At 69.3% G+C, this 18,098-nt stretch carries 8 protein-coding genes, 1 tRNA gene and 2 rRNA genes (1 of these 11 cut by a window edge); 10 read left to right on the plus strand and 1 reads right to left on the minus strand.

Going from position 1 to position 18,098, the window contains the following annotated elements:
• From DEJ51_RS24670 to DEJ51_RS24685, 4 genes are all read left to right on the plus strand, one after another.
• A 23S ribosomal RNA gene (locus DEJ51_RS24670) occupies window positions 1-1,368 on the plus strand; it begins 1,755 nt to the left of the window's first position.
• 76 nt (window positions 1,369-1,444) lie between these two features.
• A 5S ribosomal RNA gene (gene rrf, locus DEJ51_RS24675) occupies window positions 1,445-1,561 on the plus strand.
• A 5-nt stretch (window positions 1,562-1,566) separates the two neighbouring features.
• Window positions 1,567-1,642, plus strand: a tRNA-Thr gene (locus DEJ51_RS24680).
• A 215-nt stretch (window positions 1,643-1,857) separates the two neighbouring features.
• Window positions 1,858-2,472, plus strand: coding sequence for an HdeD family acid-resistance protein (locus DEJ51_RS24685; RefSeq protein ID WP_150259810.1), 615 nt, complete (start codon window positions 1,858-1,860; stop codon window positions 2,470-2,472).
• Window positions 2,473-2,492: 20 nt separating this feature from the next.
• On the opposite strand, the gene DEJ51_RS24690 is transcribed toward DEJ51_RS24685, so the two are convergent.
• The gene (locus tag DEJ51_RS24690; protein WP_223835949.1) at window positions 2,493-5,078 is read right to left on the minus strand and encodes a SpoIIE family protein phosphatase; all 2,586 of its coding nucleotides are present in this window, start codon (window positions 5,076-5,078) and stop codon (window positions 2,493-2,495) included.
• Window positions 5,079-5,246: 168 nt separating this feature from the next.
• Here DEJ51_RS24690 and DEJ51_RS24695 point away from each other — a divergent pair, with 168 nt between their 5' ends.
• The 6 genes from DEJ51_RS24695 (at window position 5,247) to pgsA (ending at window position 18,043) form a co-directional block, all read left to right on the plus strand.
• Complete coding sequence (locus tag DEJ51_RS24695; RefSeq protein WP_190620602.1) at window positions 5,247-10,781, plus strand: HAMP domain-containing protein; 5,535 nt, start codon at window positions 5,247-5,249, stop codon at window positions 10,779-10,781.
• A gap of 274 nt (window positions 10,782-11,055) precedes the next feature.
• Window positions 11,056-11,739 carry a two-component system response regulator gene (locus DEJ51_RS24700; RefSeq protein ID WP_150259812.1) on the plus strand — a complete coding sequence of 228 codons (684 nt, stop codon included), beginning with the start codon at window positions 11,056-11,058 and terminating at the stop codon, window positions 11,737-11,739.
• A gap of 115 nt (window positions 11,740-11,854) precedes the next feature.
• Window positions 11,855-14,659 carry an FtsK/SpoIIIE family DNA translocase gene (locus tag DEJ51_RS24705; RefSeq protein WP_150259813.1) on the plus strand — a complete coding sequence of 935 codons (2,805 nt, stop codon included), beginning with the start codon at window positions 11,855-11,857 and terminating at the stop codon, window positions 14,657-14,659.
• A 220-nt stretch (window positions 14,660-14,879) separates the two neighbouring features.
• The gene (locus DEJ51_RS24710) at window positions 14,880-15,776 is read left to right on the plus strand and encodes a helix-turn-helix domain-containing protein (RefSeq protein ID WP_150259814.1); all 897 of its coding nucleotides are present in this window, start codon (window positions 14,880-14,882) and stop codon (window positions 15,774-15,776) included.
• A gap of 126 nt (window positions 15,777-15,902) precedes the next feature.
• On the plus strand, window positions 15,903-17,390 hold the full coding sequence (rimO, locus tag DEJ51_RS24715; RefSeq protein ID WP_150259815.1) for a 30S ribosomal protein S12 methylthiotransferase RimO: 1,488 nt from the start codon (window positions 15,903-15,905) through the stop codon (window positions 17,388-17,390).
• The gene (pgsA, locus tag DEJ51_RS24720) at window positions 17,387-18,043 is read left to right on the plus strand and encodes a CDP-diacylglycerol--glycerol-3-phosphate 3-phosphatidyltransferase (RefSeq protein ID WP_150259816.1); all 657 of its coding nucleotides are present in this window, start codon (window positions 17,387-17,389) and stop codon (window positions 18,041-18,043) included. Before rimO ends, pgsA begins: the two co-directional genes overlap by 4 nt.
• Window positions 18,044-18,098: the final 55 nt, after the last annotated feature.

Below are 18,098 nucleotides of genomic sequence, written 5' to 3' on the forward strand. Positions count from 1 at the left end.
GTGGTGAAGTGGATGATCCTATGCTGTCGAGAAAAGCCTCTAGCGAGTTTCATGGCGGCCCGTACCCTAAACCGACTCAGGTGGTCAGGTAGAGAATACCGAGGCGTTCGGGTGAACTATGGTTAAGGAACTCGGCAAAATGCCCCCGTAACTTCGGGAGAAGGGGGGCCATTCCTGGTGATGAGTCTTGCACTCTGAGCTGGGGGTGGCCGCAGAGACCAGCGAGAAGCGACTGTTTACTAAAAACACAGGTCCGTGCGAAGCCGTAAGGCGATGTATACGGACTGACGCCTGCCCGGTGCTGGAACGTTAAGGGGACCGGTTAGTGACCTTTCGGGGTTGCGAAGCTGAGAACTTAAGCGCCAGTAAACGGCGGTGGTAACTATAACCATCCTAAGGTAGCGAAATTCCTTGTCGGGTAAGTTCCGACCTGCACGAATGGCGTAACGACTTCTCGACTGTCTCAACCATAGGCCCGGTGAAATTGCACTACGAGTAAAGATGCTCGTTTCGCGCAGCAGGACGGAAAGACCCCGGGACCTTTACTACAGTTTGATATTGGTGTTCGGTTCGGCTTGTGTAGGATAGGTGGGAGACTTTGAAGCAGCCACGCCAGTGGTTGTGGAGTCGCCGTTGAAATACCACTCTGGTCGTGCTGGATGTCTAACCTCGGTCCGTGATCCGGATCAGGGACAGTGTCTGATGGGTAGTTTAACTGGGGCGGTTGCCTCCCAAAGGGTAACGGAGGCGCCCAAAGGTTCCCTCAGCCTGGTTGGCAATCAGGTGTTGAGTGTAAGTGCACAAGGGAGCTTGACTGTGAGACCGACGGGTCGAGCAGGGACGAAAGTCGGGACTAGTGATCCGGCGGTGGCTTGTGGAAGCGCCGTCGCTCAACGGATAAAAGGTACCCCGGGGATAACAGGCTGATCTTCCCCAAGAGTCCATATCGACGGGATGGTTTGGCACCTCGATGTCGGCTCGTCGCATCCTGGGGCTGGAGTCGGTCCCAAGGGTTGGGCTGTTCGCCCATTAAAGCGGTACGCGAGCTGGGTTTAGAACGTCGTGAGACAGTTCGGTCCCTATCCGCTGTGCGCGTAGGAATATTGAGAAGGGCTGTCCCTAGTACGAGAGGACCGGGACGGACGAACCTCTGGTGTGCCAGTTGTCCTGCCAAGGGCACGGCTGGTTGGCTACGTTCGGGAGGGATAACCGCTGAAAGCATCTAAGCGGGAAGCCTGCTTCAAGATGAGTATTCCCACCTCCTTGAGAGGGTAAGGCTCCCAGTAGACGACTGGGTTGATAGGCCAGATGTGGAAGCCCGGTAACGGGTGAAGCTGACTGGTACTAATAGGCCGAGGGCTTGTCCTCAGTTGCTCGCGTCCACTGTGTTAGTTCTGAAATAACGAACGGCTGTGAATACGCCAGCGTTCAAATTTCATAGTGTTTCGGTGGTCATAGCGTTAGGGAAACGCCCGGTTACATTCCGAACCCGGAAGCTAAGCCTTTCAGCGCCGATGGTACTGCAGGGGGGACCCTGTGGGAGAGTAGGACGCCGCCGAACAACCCGCCCTTTTAGCTCAGTCGGTAGAGCGTCTCCATGGTAAGGAGAAGGTCAACGGTTCGATTCCGTTAAAGGGCTCCATCGAAGAAGGCCCCCGCCGTTTGGCGGGGGCCTTTTTTGTTTTCCGGCACCGTCCCGCCCTTCCGAGATCCTTTCAGAGACCCCCGCGGCGGCCGCCGCAGGCAGGAAGGGCGGTCCGAGACAGAGCTGCCTACCATGGATGTGAAGGGCAGATAAGGTACGTCCGGCGGCTTCGAGGTGCCCCCAAGGGCCGCTCGGCTGGCCCAGGAGGCGTGATGACCGTACCCCCCGACGCAGCGGCGCCGCAGCACACGCAGAGCGACGCCGAGGACGTCCTCAAGAACGTCGGAAGCAGCTGGCACTGGGCGTTCGGCTTCGCCCTCGCGACCCTGATCCCCGGCATCCTCGTGCTCGTCTGGCCGGACGAGACGCTGCACGTCCTGGCCGTCATCATCGGCCTGCAGTTCCTGGTCGCCGGCGCCTTCCGGTTCGTCAGCGCCTTCTCGCACAGCCGCGACGGCGGCAGCAGACTGGCGGGCGTCCTGATCGCGATGCTCGCCTTCCTGGCGGGCGTCCTGGTGCTGCGTCATCCGATGCAGACGATCGGGGCGCTGAGCTTGATCATCGGAGTGTTCTGGTTGCTGTCCGGAGTGCTCGCGGCGTTCACGGCGATCGCCGACCACACGCTCGTGCACCGAGGCCTTCAGTTCGGCCTGGGTGCTCTCGGTGCCGTCGCCGGAGTCGTCGTGCTGTGCTTCCCGGTGGACTCCGCCGTCGCCCTGACACGACTGCTGGGACTCTGGCTCGTCCTGCTGGGCGTGTTCGAGCTGGTGATGGCCTTCGCGCTGCGTTCCGCCACCCGCCGGATCACGCCGCCGCGTCCGGGCTGACCGCGCCCGCCGTGCGCACGCTATTCGCTCGTGCGCTGTTCCGGGACGCGGAAGGCGAGGATGGCCATGTCGTCCGACGCGGGTTCCGCGGCGAAGCGTTCCACCGCGCGCAGGACACGGGAGGCGACCGCACCCGCGGTGAGGCCCGTACAGGTGGTGAGGACCTCGGCGAGGCCGTCGTCGCCCAGCATGCGGGTGCCCTCGCGGCGTTCGGTGATGCCGTCGGTGACGCAGAGCAGCACGTCGCCGGGGTCGAGGGTGAGGGTCTGCTCGTAGAGGTCCAGGTCGTCGATCACGCCCAGCAGCGGCTGCGGGTCCGCGGCGGCGTCGACCTGGCCGTTCGGGCGCAGGCGTAGCGGGAGCGGGTGGCCCGCGCAGACCACCTTCATCAGGGCGCCGCCGTCGGGCTGGGGGTGGAGTTCGCCGTAGAGGAGGGTGAGGAAGCGGCTGCGGGCGCCCTCGTCGAGGATGGCCGCGTTGAGGCGCTCCAGGACCGCGGGGCCGCCGAGGCCCTCGCGGGCCAGCAGGCGCAGGGCGTGCCGGGCGAGGCCCGTGACGGCCGCGGCCTCCGGGCCCGTGCCGCAGACGTCGCCGATGGCGAATCCGTACGCGCCGTCCCGGATCGGGAAGACGTCGTAGAAGTCGCCTCCGACCTCGTTGCCCTCGCCGGCCGCGCGGTAGATCACCTCGACCTCCATGCCGGGGATCGCCGGGGAGCCGGGCGGCAGCAGGCTGCGCTGGAGGGAGCGGCTGATCGCGGTGCGCTCCGAGTACAGGCGGGCGTTGTCGAGGGCCAGGGCGGCACGGCGGGAGAGGTCTTCGGCGAGTTCGAGGATCTCCTGGCGGAAGTGTTCCTCGCGCGGCTTGCCGAGGGTCAGCATGCCGATCACGCGGTTGCGGGCGAGGAGGGGAAGGACCACCGTCTCGCCGCCGACCGCGAGGGTCGCCTCGGGCCACGGGCGGGCGCCGGCCTCGCGGACCGGTTCGGGCGGGCGTACCTGGGAGAGGAGTTCCTTGAGGCCGTCGATGCGCTCCTCGTCCTCGTGGAGGACGTAGGAGAGGTACGGGTCGGAGGACTGGTCGGCGATGGTGTAGACGGCGCACCAGGTGGCCAGGGTCGGGACGGTCATCTGGGCCATGAGGGCCAGGGTCTGGTCCCGGTCGAGGGTGCCGGCCAGCAGGTCGGAGGCCTCGACGAGGAAGGACAGGGAGCCGCGGCGCAGGCGCTCCAGCTCGCCGAGGCGGGCCGACTCGACGGCGAGGGCGATGCGGTCGGCGGCGAACTGGAGGTGCAGGGCCTCTTCGTTGGAGTAGCGGCCGGGGGCTTCGGCTGCGACGCCGAGGGATCCGGTGAGGCGGCCTTCGACCTTGAGGGGGACGGTGACGGCGGAGCGCATGCCGGTGGCCTCCAGGAGCGGCACGGCTCCGGGGGAGGCGACGAGGTCGTCGTGGACGGCGGGCATGCGGGCCGAGCCGTAGCGGTTGGTGCCGGCCTCGACGGGGACGCGGGCGAAGCGCTGGCGGGTGGAGGGCAGGCCGGTGGTTGCACGGACCTCCAGCTCGGTCTCGTCGTCGGTGGCGAGCAGCAGGAAGGCGGCGTCGGCGTCGAGGAGGTCGCGGGCGCGTTCCACGGTGCGCTGGAGGAGTCCGTCGAGGTCGTCGGGGGCGGGGGAGCCGATGAAGACCTCGAAGGGGTCCGTGGGGCGGGGCTCGGTGAAGTGGCCGCTGTCGGAGGTGGGCACCCGTACCGGGGTCTGGAGCAGGGCGCGTTCGTCGTCGTGGACGAGGAGGCAGACGATGGACGGTTCGCCGTGGGCGTCGCGGACCCGCAGGTGCGAGGCGAAGACGGGGATGACGCGGCCGTCGGCGCCGCGGACGCCGTAGCTGCCTTCCCAGCGGGACAGGCGCAGGGCCTCGGCGATGCCGGTTCCGGTGCCGGGGGTCTGGGGCCAGGCGGCGAGTTCGGCGAGGGGGCGGCCGAGCGCCTTCTCGGCGGGGTGGCCGAAGATGTGCTCGGCGTCCTCGTTCCAGGCGGAGATGGCGTCGGCCGAGTCGATCTGGAGGACGGCGACGCGGACCCGGCTGTCGGCCAGGGGCAGCAGCTGGTCGGGGACGACGGGGCCCGCGGAGCGGGTACCGACCGGCCGGTCTGGCTGGTCCAGGCGGAACCACACGTGCTTGTGGGTGGCGGTGTACTCGACGCCCCAGCGGGTGGCGAGCGCGGCGCACAGCATCAGGCCGCGGCCGTTCTCGCGGTCGGGGTCGGCGTAGGGGCGCTCGCCGGGGTGCTGGAGCGGGAGTTCGCGCTCCGGATACCGGTCGGCGACCTCGACCCGTACGCCGCCCTCGGCACGCAGGCACAGGACTTCGGCCCGGGTTCCGGCGTGGACCACGGCGTTGGTGACGAGCTCGCTGGTGAGGACCACCGCGTCGTCGACGATGTCCGCGAAGCCCCAGCCGTGCAGGGTGTCGCGGACGAACCCGCGGGCGGCGGCGACCGAGCGCCCGAGGGGATCGAAGCTGGCAGCCGCCCGTGCCGTGATCACGAGTCTCCTTCGACGCGGTTGGACATCGGGTGCCAGGTTACTTACCTTCGCGGTCGGCATGGTGCCGTCGTCGGGGATTCCACCCGCAGGGTACGGCGGGTGTGCGATGGTGCCGAAGTGTTATGGCCGGGTTCGGCCAGGGTGAAACACTGGGCAGGCTTGCAGAGCCGGCTTGTGACGAGTCAGGCGTCCGGTGGAAGAGTGGTCGACCCTTTCGGGAGGGACACGGTGGAGTCTGGCGCAGCGGTACGGCGTACGGGAACGCGGCCGAAAGGCGGACGTTCCCGGCGCAGTGGCACGACGGAGGTCGATACCGCCGCTCTGAACCGGCTGCTCACGGCCCTGGTGTCGATGCGGGACGGGAACTTCCGCAAGCGGCTGACGGTGTCCGGCGAGGGCGTGATGGCGGAGATCGCCGCCGTCTACAACGAGGTCGCCGACCGGAACCTCCACCTGACCGGGGAGCTGTCCCGGGTGCGGCGGACGGTGGGCCGTGAGGGCAAGCTGAGTGAACGGCTGGAAACAGGTGCCTGTGAGGGTTCCTGGGCAGCCGCGATCGATGCCTCGAACCAGCTGGTGGACGATCTGGCCCGGCCGGTGTCCGAGGTGGGCCGGGTGCTGTCGGCGGTGGCCGAGGGCGATCTGGACCAGCGGATGGATCTGCGGACGCAGGCGGCCGAGGGGGCCGGGCATCCGCTGCGCGGGGAGTTCCTGAAGGTCGGGCGCACGGTCAACAACCTGGTCGACCAGCTGTCGGCGTTCACCGACGAGGTGACGCGCGTGGCGCTGGAGGTGGGTACCGAGGGCAAACTCGGTGGTCAGGCCCAGGTGCGCGGGATGTCGGGCTCCTGGAAGGATCTGACCGACTCCGTCAACACGATGGCGTACCGGCTCACCGCACAGGTGCGTGACATCGCTCTCGTCACGACGGCGGTGGCGAAGGGCGATCTGTCGCGCAAGGTCACGGTGCACGTGGCCGGCGAGATGCTCCAGCTGAAGAACACCGTGAACACGATGGTGGACCAGCTGTCGTCGTTCTCCTCCGAGGTGACCCGTGTCGCCCGTGAGGTGGGTACGGAGGGCGAGCTGGGCGGCCAGGCGAAGGTCCCCGGGGTCGCGGGTGTGTGGAAGGACCTGACGGACTCGGTCAACACCATGGCCGGGAACCTGACGGCCCAGGTGCGCGGGATCGCGCAGGTCACGACGGCGGTCGCGAACGGTGACCTGTCGCAGAAGGTACGGGTCAGCGCGCGCGGCGAGGTGGCGCAGCTGGCCGAAACGATCAACCAGATGACCGAGACGCTGCGGACCTTCGCGGACGAGGTCACGCGTGTGGCCAGTGAGGTCGGGGCGAAGGGTCTGCTCGGCGGCCAGGCGCAGGTGCCGGGGGCGGCCGGGACGTGGAAGGACCTCACCGACTCGGTGAACACGGTCTTCCGCAACCTCACCACCCAGGTGCGGGACATCGCGCAGGTGACGACGGCGGTGGCCAACGGCGACCTGTCCCAGAAGGTCACGGTCGACGTCGCCGGCGAGATGCTGGAGCTGAAGAACACCGTCAACACGATGGTCGACCAGCTGTCGTCCTTCGGTGCGGAAGTGACGCGTGTGGCCCGTGAGGTCGGCGTCGAGGGTGAACTGGGCGGCCAGGCGCAGGTGCCGGGCGCCGCGGGGACGTGGAAGGACCTCACCGACTCGGTGAACACCGCCTTCCGCAACCTCACCGGGCAGGTGCGCAACATCGCGCAGGTGACGACGGCGGTGGCCAACGGCGACCTGTCCCAGAAGGTCACCGTGGACGTCTCCGGCGAGATGCTCCAGCTGAAGAACACCGTGAACACGATGGTGGACCAGCTGTCCTCCTTCGCCGACCAGGTCACGCGGATGGCGCGGGACGTGGGTACGGAGGGCCGCCTCGGCGGCCAGGCCCGGGTGGAGGGTGTGTCCGGCACCTGGAAGGAGCTCACCGACTCCGTCAACTTCATGGCCGGGAACCTGACCTCGCAGGTGCGCCAGATCGCCCAGGTGACGACGGCGGTGGCCCGGGGCGACCTGTCGCAGAAGATCGACGTGGATGCCCGGGGCGAGATCCTGGAGCTGAAGAACACCATCAACACGATGGTCGACCAGCTCTCGGCCTTCGCCGAGCAGGTGACCCGGGTGGCCCGGGACGTGGGTACGGAGGGCCGGCTCGGCGGTCAGGCGCAGGTGCCCGGGGTGGCCGGCGTATGGCGGGACCTGACGGACTCCGTGAACGGCATGGCCGGGAACCTGACCTCGCAGGTGCGCAACATCGCCCAGGTCGCCACGGCGGTGGCCCGCGGTGACCTGTCGCAGAAGATCGACGTGGATGCCCGGGGCGAGATCCTGGAGCTGAAGAACACCCTCAACACCATGGTCGACCAGCTCTCGAACTTCGCGGAGCAGGTGACGCGGGTGGCGCGCGAGGTGGGCACCGAGGGCATCCTCGGCGGCCAGGCGGAGGTGAAGGGGGTCTCCGGCACCTGGAAGGACCTCACCCAGTCCGTCAACTTCATGGCGAACAACCTGACGTCCCAGGTGCGCAACATCGCCGAGGTGACCACCGCGGTGGCCATGGGCGACCTCTCCAAGAAGATCACCGTCGACGCCAAGGGCGAGATCCTCGAACTGGTCACCACCGTGAACACGATGGTGGACCAGCTGTCGTCCTTCGCGGAGCAGGTGACGCGGGTGGCGCGCGAGGTGGGCTCCGAGGGCATCCTCGGCGGCCAGGCCCGGGTGCGCGGGGTGACGGGCATCTGGAAGGACCTGACCGACAACGTCAACCTGATGGCCAACAACCTGACCTCCCAGGTGCGCAACATCTCGCAGGTCTCGGCCGCGGTCGCCAACGGCGATCTGACGAAGAAGGTCACGGTCGAGGCGCGCGGCGAGGTCGCGCAGCTCGCCGACACCGTCAACACGATGGTGAAGACCCTGTCCTCGTTCGCGGACGAGGTGACGCGCGTGGCCCGTGAGGTGGGCACCGAGGGCCGTCTGGGCGGTCAGGCGCACGTGCCGGGCGTCTCGGGTACGTGGAAGGACCTCACCGACTCGGTGAACTTCATGGCCTCGAACCTCACCGGTCAGGTGCGGCAGATCGCCATGGTCACGACCGCCATCGCCAAGGGCGACATGACCAAGAAGATCGACATCGACGCCCGGGGCGAGATCCTGGAGCTCAAGACGACCATCAACACGATGGTCGACCAGCTGTCCTCCTTCGCGGACCAGGTGACCCGGGTGGCCCGCGAGGTGGGTACCGAGGGCATCCTGGGCGGTCAGGCGCGGGTCCGGGACGTCGACGGCACGTGGCGGGACCTGACCGAGTCCGTGAACGAGATGGCCGGGAACCTCACCCGGCAGGTGCGCGCGATCGCGGCCGTGGCCACCGCGGTGACCCGCGGTGACCTCAACCTGAAGATCGACGTGGACGCGGCGGGCGAGATCCAGGTCCTGCAGGACAACATCAACACGATGATCGCGAACCTGCGCGACACCACCCTGGCCAACAAGGAGCAGGACTGGCTCAAGGGCAACCTCGCCCGGATCTCCGCCCTGATGCAGGGCCGTCGGGAGCTCGACGACGTGGCCTCGCTGATCATGAGCGAGCTGACCCCGGTGGTCTCCGCGCAGCACGGCGCCTTCTTCCTGGCGCTGCCCGCCGGCGGTACCACCGAGATCGGGACGGAGGGGGGCGCGGAGGGCTCGTACGAGCTGCGGATGCGCGGGAGTTACGCGTACGCCGGCGGCCAGATGCCCATCTCCTTCCGGCCGGGGGAGGGGCTGATCGGGGCGGTCGCCGAGGAGAAGCGGATGATCCTCGTCGAGAACACCCCGCCGGGCTACCTGAAGATCTCCTCGGGTCTGGGGGAGGCGCCTCCGGCGCATGTGATCGTGCTGCCGGTGCTCTTCGAGGGGAAGCTGCTCGGCGTCATCGAGCTGGCCTCCTTCACGCCCTTCACCCAGATCCAGAAGGACTTCCTCAGCCAGATCGCCGAGATGATCGGTACGAGCGTCAACACCATCAGCGTCAACTCCAAGACGGAGATGCTGCTGAAGCAGTCGCAGGAGATGACCGAGCAGCTGCGCGAGCGCTCCGACGAACTGGAGAACCGGCAGAAGGCCCTGCAGGCCGCCAACGCGGAACTGGAGGAGAAGGCCGAGCTGCTGGCCCAGCAGAACCGGGACATCGAGGTGAAGAACACCGAGATCGAGGAGGCGCGGCAGGTCCTGGAGGAGCGTGCCGAGCAGCTCGCGGTCTCGATGCGCTACAAGTCCGAGTTCCTGGCGAACATGTCGCACGAGCTGCGGACCCCGCTCAACTCGCTGCTGATCCTGGCCAAGCTGCTCGCCGACAACGCGGAGGGGAACCTCTCGCCGAAGCAGGTGGAGTTCGCCGAGACCATCCACGGCGCGGGTTCCGACCTGCTGCAGCTGATCAACGACATCCTCGACCTGTCGAAGGTCGAGGCCGGGAAGATGGACGTCTCGCCGACCCGGATCGCGCTGGTCCAGCTCGTGGACTACGTGGAGGCGACCTTCCGGCCGTTGACGGCGGAGAAGGGCCTGGACTTCTCGGTACGGGTCTCCCCGGAGCTGCCCGCCACGCTGCACACCGACGAGCAGCGGCTGCTCCAGGTGCTGCGGAACCTGCTGTCCAACGCGGTGAAGTTCACCGACACCGGGGCGGTGGAGCTGGTGATCAGGCCGGCGGGCGCCGATGTGCCCACCGCGATCCGTGAGCAGCTGCTGGAGGCGGGTTCGCTGCGGGAGGCGGACGCGGACCTGATCGCCTTCTCGGTCACCGACACCGGGATCGGGATCGCCGCGAGCAAGATGCTGGTGATCTTCGAGGCGTTCAAGCAGGCGGACGGCACGACGAGCCGCAAGTACGGCGGCACCGGGCTGGGGCTGTCCATCAGCCGGGAGATCGCCCGCCTGCTGGGCGGGGAGATCCACGCGGCCAGCGAGCCGGGCCGCGGCTCCACCTTCACGCTGTACCTGCCGCTCCACCCGAGCGAGCTGCCCCCGCAGGGGTACGCGCCGCCGACCCCCGGTGGGGCCCGCGGCGAGCTGTACCGCAAGTCGCCCGCGGCGGGCCGGCCGGCGCTGCCGGGTACCCCGGCGGGGCCTGCGGCCGCGCCGTCGGTGCACGCGCAGCCGGTACGGCCGGCGCTGTCGGCGGCGGATCCGGCCGGGCAGGGGCAGGGCGGCGGGGCCGCGCTGTTCCGGCGGCGGCGCAAGGCGGCGAGCGATCTGGAGCCGCGTACGGCGGTGCCGGGCCAGCCGAACGTGGTCGGGGCCGAGGACGGCTGGGGCAGCGCGGAGGAGGAGCTTCCGGTGGTGCCCCGGACGTACGACTTCCACGGCGAGAGGGTGCTCATCGTCGACGACGACGTACGCAACGTCTTCGCGCTCACCAGCGTGCTGGAGCAGCACGGACTGGCCGTGCTGTACGCGGAGAACGGGCGGGAGGGCATCGAAGTCCTGGAGCAGCACGACGATGTGACGGTGGTGCTGATGGACATCATGATGCCCGAGATGGACGGGTACGCGACGACCTCGGCGATCCGGCGGATGCCGCAGTTCGCCGGGCTGCCGATCATCGCGCTGACGGCGAAGGCGATGAAGGGGGACCGCGAGAAGGCGATCGACTCCGGCGCTTCCGACTACGTCACCAAGCCGGTCGATCCCGACTACCTGCTGTCGGTGATGGAGCAGTGGATGCGCGGCAAGTGACCGCCGGGAGAGCGGAAGGACACCGATCGCCGACCCACTGCGCCCGGCGCGGTGTGAGAGGGCTGTGAACGGGGAACCTTCTGCTCTCCCACCACGTTTGCGCTTCGTGCACAGTGACATCTTGGTGACAGGGTGTGGCGATCTCGGGACTGGGGCTACGATGACCGGCACAAGGACGGACGGCGCAAGGATGCCGTCCTCTGGGGCGGGCCCCGGCGCACAGACCGGAGCCCGGAGCCGGGGAGGCCCCATGCCGGGGCGAGGAGGACAGGGCATGGTGCAGAAGGCCAAGATCCTCCTGGTCGACGACCGGCCGGAGAATCTGCTGGCGCTGGAGGCCATCCTCTCCGCGCTCGATCAGACACTGGTCCGGGCGTCGTCGGGGGAGGAAGCGCTCAAAGCGCTGCTGACGGACGATTTCGCGGTCATCCTGCTGGATGTCCAGATGCCGGGCATGGACGGATTCGAAACGGCCGCGCACATCAAGCGGCGGGAACGGACCCGGGACATCCCGATCATCTTCCTCACCGCGATCAACCACGGTCCGCACCACACGTTCCGCGGCTACGCGGCGGGTGCGGTCGACTACATCTCCAAGCCGTTCGACCCCTGGGTGCTGCGGGCCAAGGTCTCGGTCTTCGTGGAGCTGTACACGAAGAACTGCCAACTGCGCGAGCAGGCGGCCCTGCTGCGGCTCCAGCTGGAGGGCGGCGGCTCGGGCGGCGTGGACGCGGGCAAGGAGACGGCCGGACTGCTGGCCGAGCTCTCCGCCCGGCTCGCGGCGGTCGAGGAGCAGGCCGAGGCGCTGACCAAGCAGCTCGGCGAGGATTCGGCCGACGCCGGCGTGGTCGCGACCGCGGCTCATCTGGAGCGCAAACTCACCGGGCTGCGGAGGGCACTCGACGCGCTGGAGCCGGGGAGCGCCGGAGGGGCGTCGGTCCTGCCCGCGCAGAACTGACCGTGCGCGGGTCGGTACTGGCGGTACGTCAAAGCGCCTACGGAGCCGACGACACGAACGGGTGAAGCGGTGGGCACGCGTGTCCACCGGCGTGCGCACCGGTAACCTCGGCCCCATGGCTTCACGTACGTCCGGCAAGGGTTCCCAGAGCAGCGCGGGCACCGCGAAGGGCCGCACCGGCCGGACGACGGCGCCGGCGAAGAAGGCCGCGCCCGCGCGCAAGCCCCCGGCGAAGAAGGCCGCGGCCGCCCGGCGGGCCCCGGTCAAGAAGGTCGCGGCCAAGCCCGCGCCGTCGCCGACCGGGGGCGTGGTGCGGCTGGTGCGCGCCCTCTGGCTGGGCTGCGCCCACGCGGTGGGTGCCGTTTTCCGGGGGATCGGCCAGGGTGCCAGGAACCTCGACCCGGCGCACCGCAAGGACGGCGTGGCGCTGTTGCTGCTGGCCCTCGCGCTGATCGTCGCCGCCGGTACCTGGTCGAATCTGAGCGGTCCCGTCGGGGATCTGGTCACGATGCTGATCACCGGGCTCTTCGGACGGCTGGATCTGCTCGTGCCGATCCTGCTCGGCGTGATGGCGGTGCGTTTCATCCGCCACCCCGAGCAGACCGATGCCAACGGCCGTATCGGCATCGGGCTGTCGGCCCTCGTCATCGGGGTTCTGGGACTGGTCCACATCGCCTGCGGGGCGCCCGGCCGGGACGAGGGCACCACCGCCATGCAGAACGCGGGCGGGCTCATCGGCTGGGGTGCCTCCAAGCCGCTGATCTTCACCATGGGCGCGCCACTGGCCGTGCCCATGCTGGTGCTGCTCACGATCTTCGGGCTGCTCGTGGTGACGGCGACCCCGGTGAACGCGATCCCGCAGCGGCTGCGCCGGCTCGGTATCCGGCTCGGGATCATCGCCCCGAACGAGTACGACGAGGGGTACGGCGAGGCCGAGGGCGCCGCCGGCGAGCGGCACGACCCGGAGCAGTGGAGGGCCCGCGGCGGAGCAGGTGAGCGTTCCGGCGACCCGGTGGACGAGGCCGAGGCGGAAGCCCTCGCCCGGCGCCGCAGGCCGCGCGGCACCCCGGCCCGGCCCGCCATGGAGCGGGGCATGGACGCCGTCGACGTGGCCGCGGCGGCCGCCGCGGCGCTGGACGGGGCGGTCTACGGCGGAATGCCGCCCTCGCCGCTCGTCGCCGACCTCACGCAGGGGATCAGCACCGAGCGGGAGGGTGCGGAGCCCACCACTCCGGTGCCGGCCGTCCGCGCGGCGCGCCCCGTACCCGACTCCACCCCGGCGACCGCGCCCGAAGCGCCGGCCGAAGCGCCGGCCGAGGCCGCCGGGCAGCCGCACGCCACCACCGCAGCGGCCTCCGGGACGCTGTCGGTGCCCGACCTGACCAAGGCCCCGCCGCAGACCCAGGCGCTGCCGCCGCGCGCCGAGCAGCTCCAGCTGCGCGGGGACATCACGTACGCGCTGCCCTCGCTCGACCTGCTGGAGAAGGGCGGGCCGGGCAAGACCCGCAGCGCCGCCAACGACGCGGTGGTCGCCTCCCTGCGCAACGTGTTCACCGAGTTCAAGGTCGACGCGGACGTCACCGGCTTCACCCGGGGCCCGACCGTCACCCGGTACGAGGTCACCCTGGGCGCCGCGGTCAAGGTCGAGCGCATCACGGCGCTGACCAAGAACATCGCCTATGCCGTGGCGTCGCCGGACGTCCGGATCATCAGCCCGATCCCGGGCAAGTCCGCGGTCGGCATCGAGATCCCGAACACCGACCGCGAGATGGTCAACCTCGGTGACGTCCTGCGCCTCGCGGACGCGGCGGAGGACGACCATCCGATGCTGGTCGCGCTCGGCAAGGACGTCGAGGGCGGCTACGTCATGGCCAACCTGGCCAAGATGCCGCACGTGCTGGTCGCCGGTGCCACCGGTTCCGGCAAGTCCTCCTGCATCAACTGCCTGATCACCTCGATCATGGTGCGGGCCACCCCGGAGGACGTCCGGATGGTCCTCGTGGACCCCAAGCGCGTCGAGCTGACGGCGTACGAGGGCATCCCGCACCTGATCACGCCGATCATCACCAACCCCAAGCGGGCCGCCGAGGCGCTGCAGTGGGTCGTGCGCGAGATGGACCTGCGCTACGACGACCTGGCCGCCTTCGGCTACCGGCACATCGACGACTTCAACCAGGCCATCCGGGACGGCAAGATCAAACTGCCGCCGGGCAGCGAGCGGGAGCTCAGCCCGTACCCGTACCTGCTGGTGATCGTCGACGAGCTCGCCGACCTGATGATGGTGGCCCCGCGCGACGTCGAGGACTCGATCGTCCGCATCACCCAGCTGGCCCGCGCGGCCGGCATCCACCTGGTGCTCGCCACCCAGCGGCCCTCGGTGGACGTCGTCACCGGCCTGATCAAGGCGAACGTGCCCTCACGCCTGGCCTTCGCCACCTCCTCGCTCGCCGACAGCCGGGTCATCCTCGACCAGCCCGGCGCCGAGAAGCTCATCGGCAAGGGCGACGGGCTGTTCCTGCCGATGGGCGCCAACAAGCCGGTCCGCCTCCAGGGCGCCTTCGTCACCGAGGACGAGATCGCCGGGATCGTCCAGCACTGCAAGGACCAGATGGCGCCCGTCTTCCGGGACGACGTCACCGTCGGGCAGAAGCAGAAGAAGGAGATCGACGAGGACATCGGCGACGACCTGGACCTGCTGTGCCAGGCGGCGGAGCTCGTGGTCTCCACCCAGTTCGGGTCCACCTCGATGCTCCAGCGCAAGCTGCGGGTGGGTTTCGCGAAGGCCGGGCGGCTCATGGACCTCATGGAGTCGCGGGGAATCGTCGGGCCCAGCGAGGGCTCGAAGGCGCGCGACGTCCTGTTGAAGGCCGACGACCTGGACGCGGTGCTCGCCGTCATCCGGGGCGAGGCCCATCCGTGATGAAATCCCGGGCAACCGTTTCCCTTGGGCCCGCGTCAAGTTGAAGAGAGGTGGCGGTAGGCGCGCGAGACGGCTCGCAGCGCCGGGCCGCCGCACCCGAGCACGACCTCCCTTCGCCATTCGGATGGCGTAGGGAGTGCACCCTCCGGTTGCTCCACCCTTTCGTCACCCCCCTAGACTGGACTTCCAGCAGGTGGCTACACGCTCGAAAGGCGCCCACGTGTCCATCGGCAACTCCAACTCCCCCGAAGAAGAGCGGCCTTCGACCGACGACCGGTCCGAGGACCGCATCGTCGAACGTCCCGTCGAAGGACCGTCCATCGGGACGGCCCTCAAGAAGGCCCGGATCGCCGCCGGGCTCACCGTCGACGAGGTCAGTTCCACCACCCGCGTGCGCATCCCGATCGTGCACGCGATCGAAGAGGACGACTTCACGCGGTGCGGCGGCGACGTCTACGCCCGCGGTCACATCCGTACGCTCGCCCGCGCCGTCCACCTCGATCCGGCACCCCTGGTCGAGAGCTACGACGCGGCCCACGGCGGCCGGCCGGTACCCACCCCCGCCGCGCCGATGTTCGACGCCGAGCGGATCCGCCCCGAGCGCCAGCGGCCCAACTGGACCGCGGCCATGGTCGCCGCCATCGTCGCCGTGATCGGCTTCGTGGGCTTCACCGCCTTCAGCGGCGGCGACGAGAAGGACAAGCGCCCGGTGGCGGAAGGTTCCGCCTCCCCCCAGCCCGCACCCAAGCAGACCGGCGGCAAGCCGGTCGCCCAGCCTCCGCAGACCCCGCAGTCGCCCAAGCCGGAGCCCTCGGACAGTGCGATCGCCGCCGCGCCCAAGGACCTCGTCACCGTGGTCCTGACGGCCGACACGGGCGAGAGCTGGATCTCCGCGAAGGACTCCACCGGCCGGCTGCTCTACGACGGCACCCTCACGCAGGGTGAGTCCAAGACCTTCACCGACAAGGAATCCGTCGACCTCGTGCTCGGCGACGCCGGGGCCGTGAAGCTCTTCGTGAACGGCAAGGAGATCAAGGACGACTTCCAGCCGGGCCAGGTGGAGCGTCTGAAATACACGAAGGCCGACCCGGCCCAGGACCAGCCCCAGGCGGGCTGACACGGGACCGCCCTAGGGCGGAAGGCTTGAATCCGGATCCCCGGGGTGCTGCGCCGCACCCCGGGGATCTTGCTGTACGGGGACTGGCGGCAGGGGCCGACGCCGGGACGAAGTAGTCTTGAGTCCATGCCCGAACGCCGTACCGTCGCCCTTGTCACTCTTGGCTGCGCCCGTAACGAGGTGGACTCGGAGGAGCTCGCAGGCCGCTTGGCGGCGGATGGCTGGGAGCTCGTCGAGGACGCCGCCGATGCGGACGTAGCCGTCGTCAACACCTGTGGCTTCGTCGAAGCCGCCAAGAAGGACTCCGTAGACGCCCTGCTGGAAGCCAACGATCTCAAGGATCACGGCAAGACCCAGGCCGTCGTCGCCGTCGGCTGTATGGCCGAGCGCTACGGCAAGGAACTCGCCGAAGCGCTTCCCGAGGCCGACGGAGTCCTCGGTTTCGACGACTACGCCGACATCTCCGACCGCCTCCAGACCATCCTCAACGGCGGCATCCACGCCTCCCACACCCCGCGTGACCGGCGCAAGCTGCTGCCGATCAGCCCCGCGGCCCGGCAGGACGCCGAGGTGGCCCTGCCCGGCCACGCCCAGGAGCCCGAGGCCGCCCCCGCGGACCTCCCCGAGGGGCTGGCGCCCGCCTCCGGGCCGCGCGCCCCGCTGCGCCGCCGCCTGGACAAGAGCCCGGTCGCCTCGGTCAAGCTGGCCTCCGGCTGTGACCGGCGCTGCTCCTTCTGCGCCATCCCGTCCTTCCGCGGCTCCTTCATCTCCCGCCGCCCCAGCGACGTGCTGGGCGAGACCCGCTGGCTGGCCGAGCAGGGCGTCAAGGAGATCATGCTGGTCTCCGAGAACAACACCTCGTACGGCAAGGACCTCGGCGACATCCGGCTGCTGGAGACCCTGCTGCCGGAGCTGGCCGAGGTGGACGGCATCGAGCGCGTCCGCGTCAGCTACCTCCAGCCCGCCGAGATGCGGCCCGGCCTGATCGACGTACTCACCTCGACCCCCAAGGTCGTGCCGTACTTCGACCTGTCCTTCCAGCACTCGGCCCCGGACGTGCTGCGCGCCATGCGCCGCTTCGGTGACACCGACCGCTTCCTGGAGCTGCTGGACACCATCCGTTCCAAGGCCCCGACGGCCGGCGTCCGCTCCAACTTCATCGTCGGCTTCCCCGGCGAGAAGGAATCGGACTTCGCCGAGCTGGAGCGTTTCCTCACCCACGCGCGCCTCGACGCCATCGGTGTCTTCGGCTACTCCGACGAGGACGGCACCGAGGCCGTCGGCTACGAGAACAAGCTGGACGAGGACACCATCGCCGAGCGGCTCGCGCACATGCAGCGGCTCGCCGAGGAGCTCACCTCGCAGCGCGCCGAGGAGCGCATCGGGGAGACCCTCGAAGTGCTCGTCGAGACCGTGGAAGCGGTCGACGAGGACGGCGAGGGCGCCTTCGGGCGCGCCGCGCACCAGGCACCCGAAACGGACGGCCAGGTGGTCTTCACGGACAGCACGGGCCTGGTCCCGGGGCGTATCGTCACGGCAAAGGTGGTCGGCACCCTGGGCGTGGACCTGGTGGCCGAGCCCATCGGCATGGATCTTGAGGAGGCGGCCGGATGACCGGAGTCCCGGCATCTGCGGCGGGCGGGACCGGCCGTCGGCCCGTGCCCGGCGCGAAGCTGGGGGCCGCGGCGGTCAATCAGGCCAGCCTGTGGAACATCGCCAACATCCTCACGATGATCCGGCTCGTGCTCGTGCCGGGCTTCGTCCTCCTGCTGCTCGCCGACGGCGGCTACGACCCGGCCTGGCGCGCCTGGGCCTGGGCCGCGTTCGCCGTCGCCATGATCACGGACATCTTCGACGGGCACCTGGCCCGGACGTACAACCTGGTCACGGACTTCGGCAAGATCGCCGACCCCATCGCCGACAAGGCGATCATGGGGTCGGCGCTGATCTGCCTCTCCTGGCTCGGTGACCTCCCCTGGTGGGTGACCGGGGTGATCCTCGGCCGGGAGCTCGGCATCACCCTGCTCCGCTTCTGGGTCATCCGCTACGGGGTGATTCCGGCCAGCAGGGGCGGCAAGCTGAAGACCCTGGCCCAGGGCACGGCCGTGGGCATGTACGTGCTCGCGCTGACCGGAGCGCTGGCGACCATGCGCTTCTGGGTGATGGCGATCGCCGTCGTGCTGACCGTCGTCACCGGTTTGGACTACATCCGTCAGGCGGTCGTGCTGCGCCGCCAGGGTCTCGCCGCGGAGCGGGCCGCGAAGTGACCCACGCGGCGGGGGATTTTCCGGCGGCGGAAGCCGCCTCGACAGCCGCTTCGGA

The organism is Streptomyces venezuelae (genome assembly GCF_008642275.1).
Lineage (GTDB): Bacteria > Actinomycetota > Actinomycetes > Streptomycetales > Streptomycetaceae > Streptomyces > Streptomyces venezuelae_E.

What these genes read in the sequence shown, in the direction of transcription:
- rimO (WP_150259815.1), top strand. Translation starts at nt 15,903, where the DNA reads ATGCCCGAACGCCGTACCGTCGCCCTTGTCACTCTTGGCTGCGCCCGT.
- DEJ51_RS24705 (WP_150259813.1), top strand. Translation starts at nt 11,855, where the DNA reads ATGGCTTCACGTACGTCCGGCAAGGGTTCCCAGAGCAGCGCGGGCACC.
- DEJ51_RS24700 (WP_150259812.1), top strand. Translation starts at nt 11,056, where the DNA reads ATGGTGCAGAAGGCCAAGATCCTCCTGGTCGACGACCGGCCGGAGAAT.
- pgsA (WP_150259816.1), top strand. Translation starts at nt 17,387, where the DNA reads ATGACCGGAGTCCCGGCATCTGCGGCGGGCGGGACCGGCCGTCGGCCC.
- DEJ51_RS24685 (WP_150259810.1), top strand. Translation starts at nt 1,858, where the DNA reads ATGACCGTACCCCCCGACGCAGCGGCGCCGCAGCACACGCAGAGCGAC.
- DEJ51_RS24690 (WP_223835949.1), bottom strand. Translation starts at nt 5,078, where the DNA reads ATGCCGACCGCGAAGGTAAGTAACCTGGCACCCGATGTCCAACCGCGT.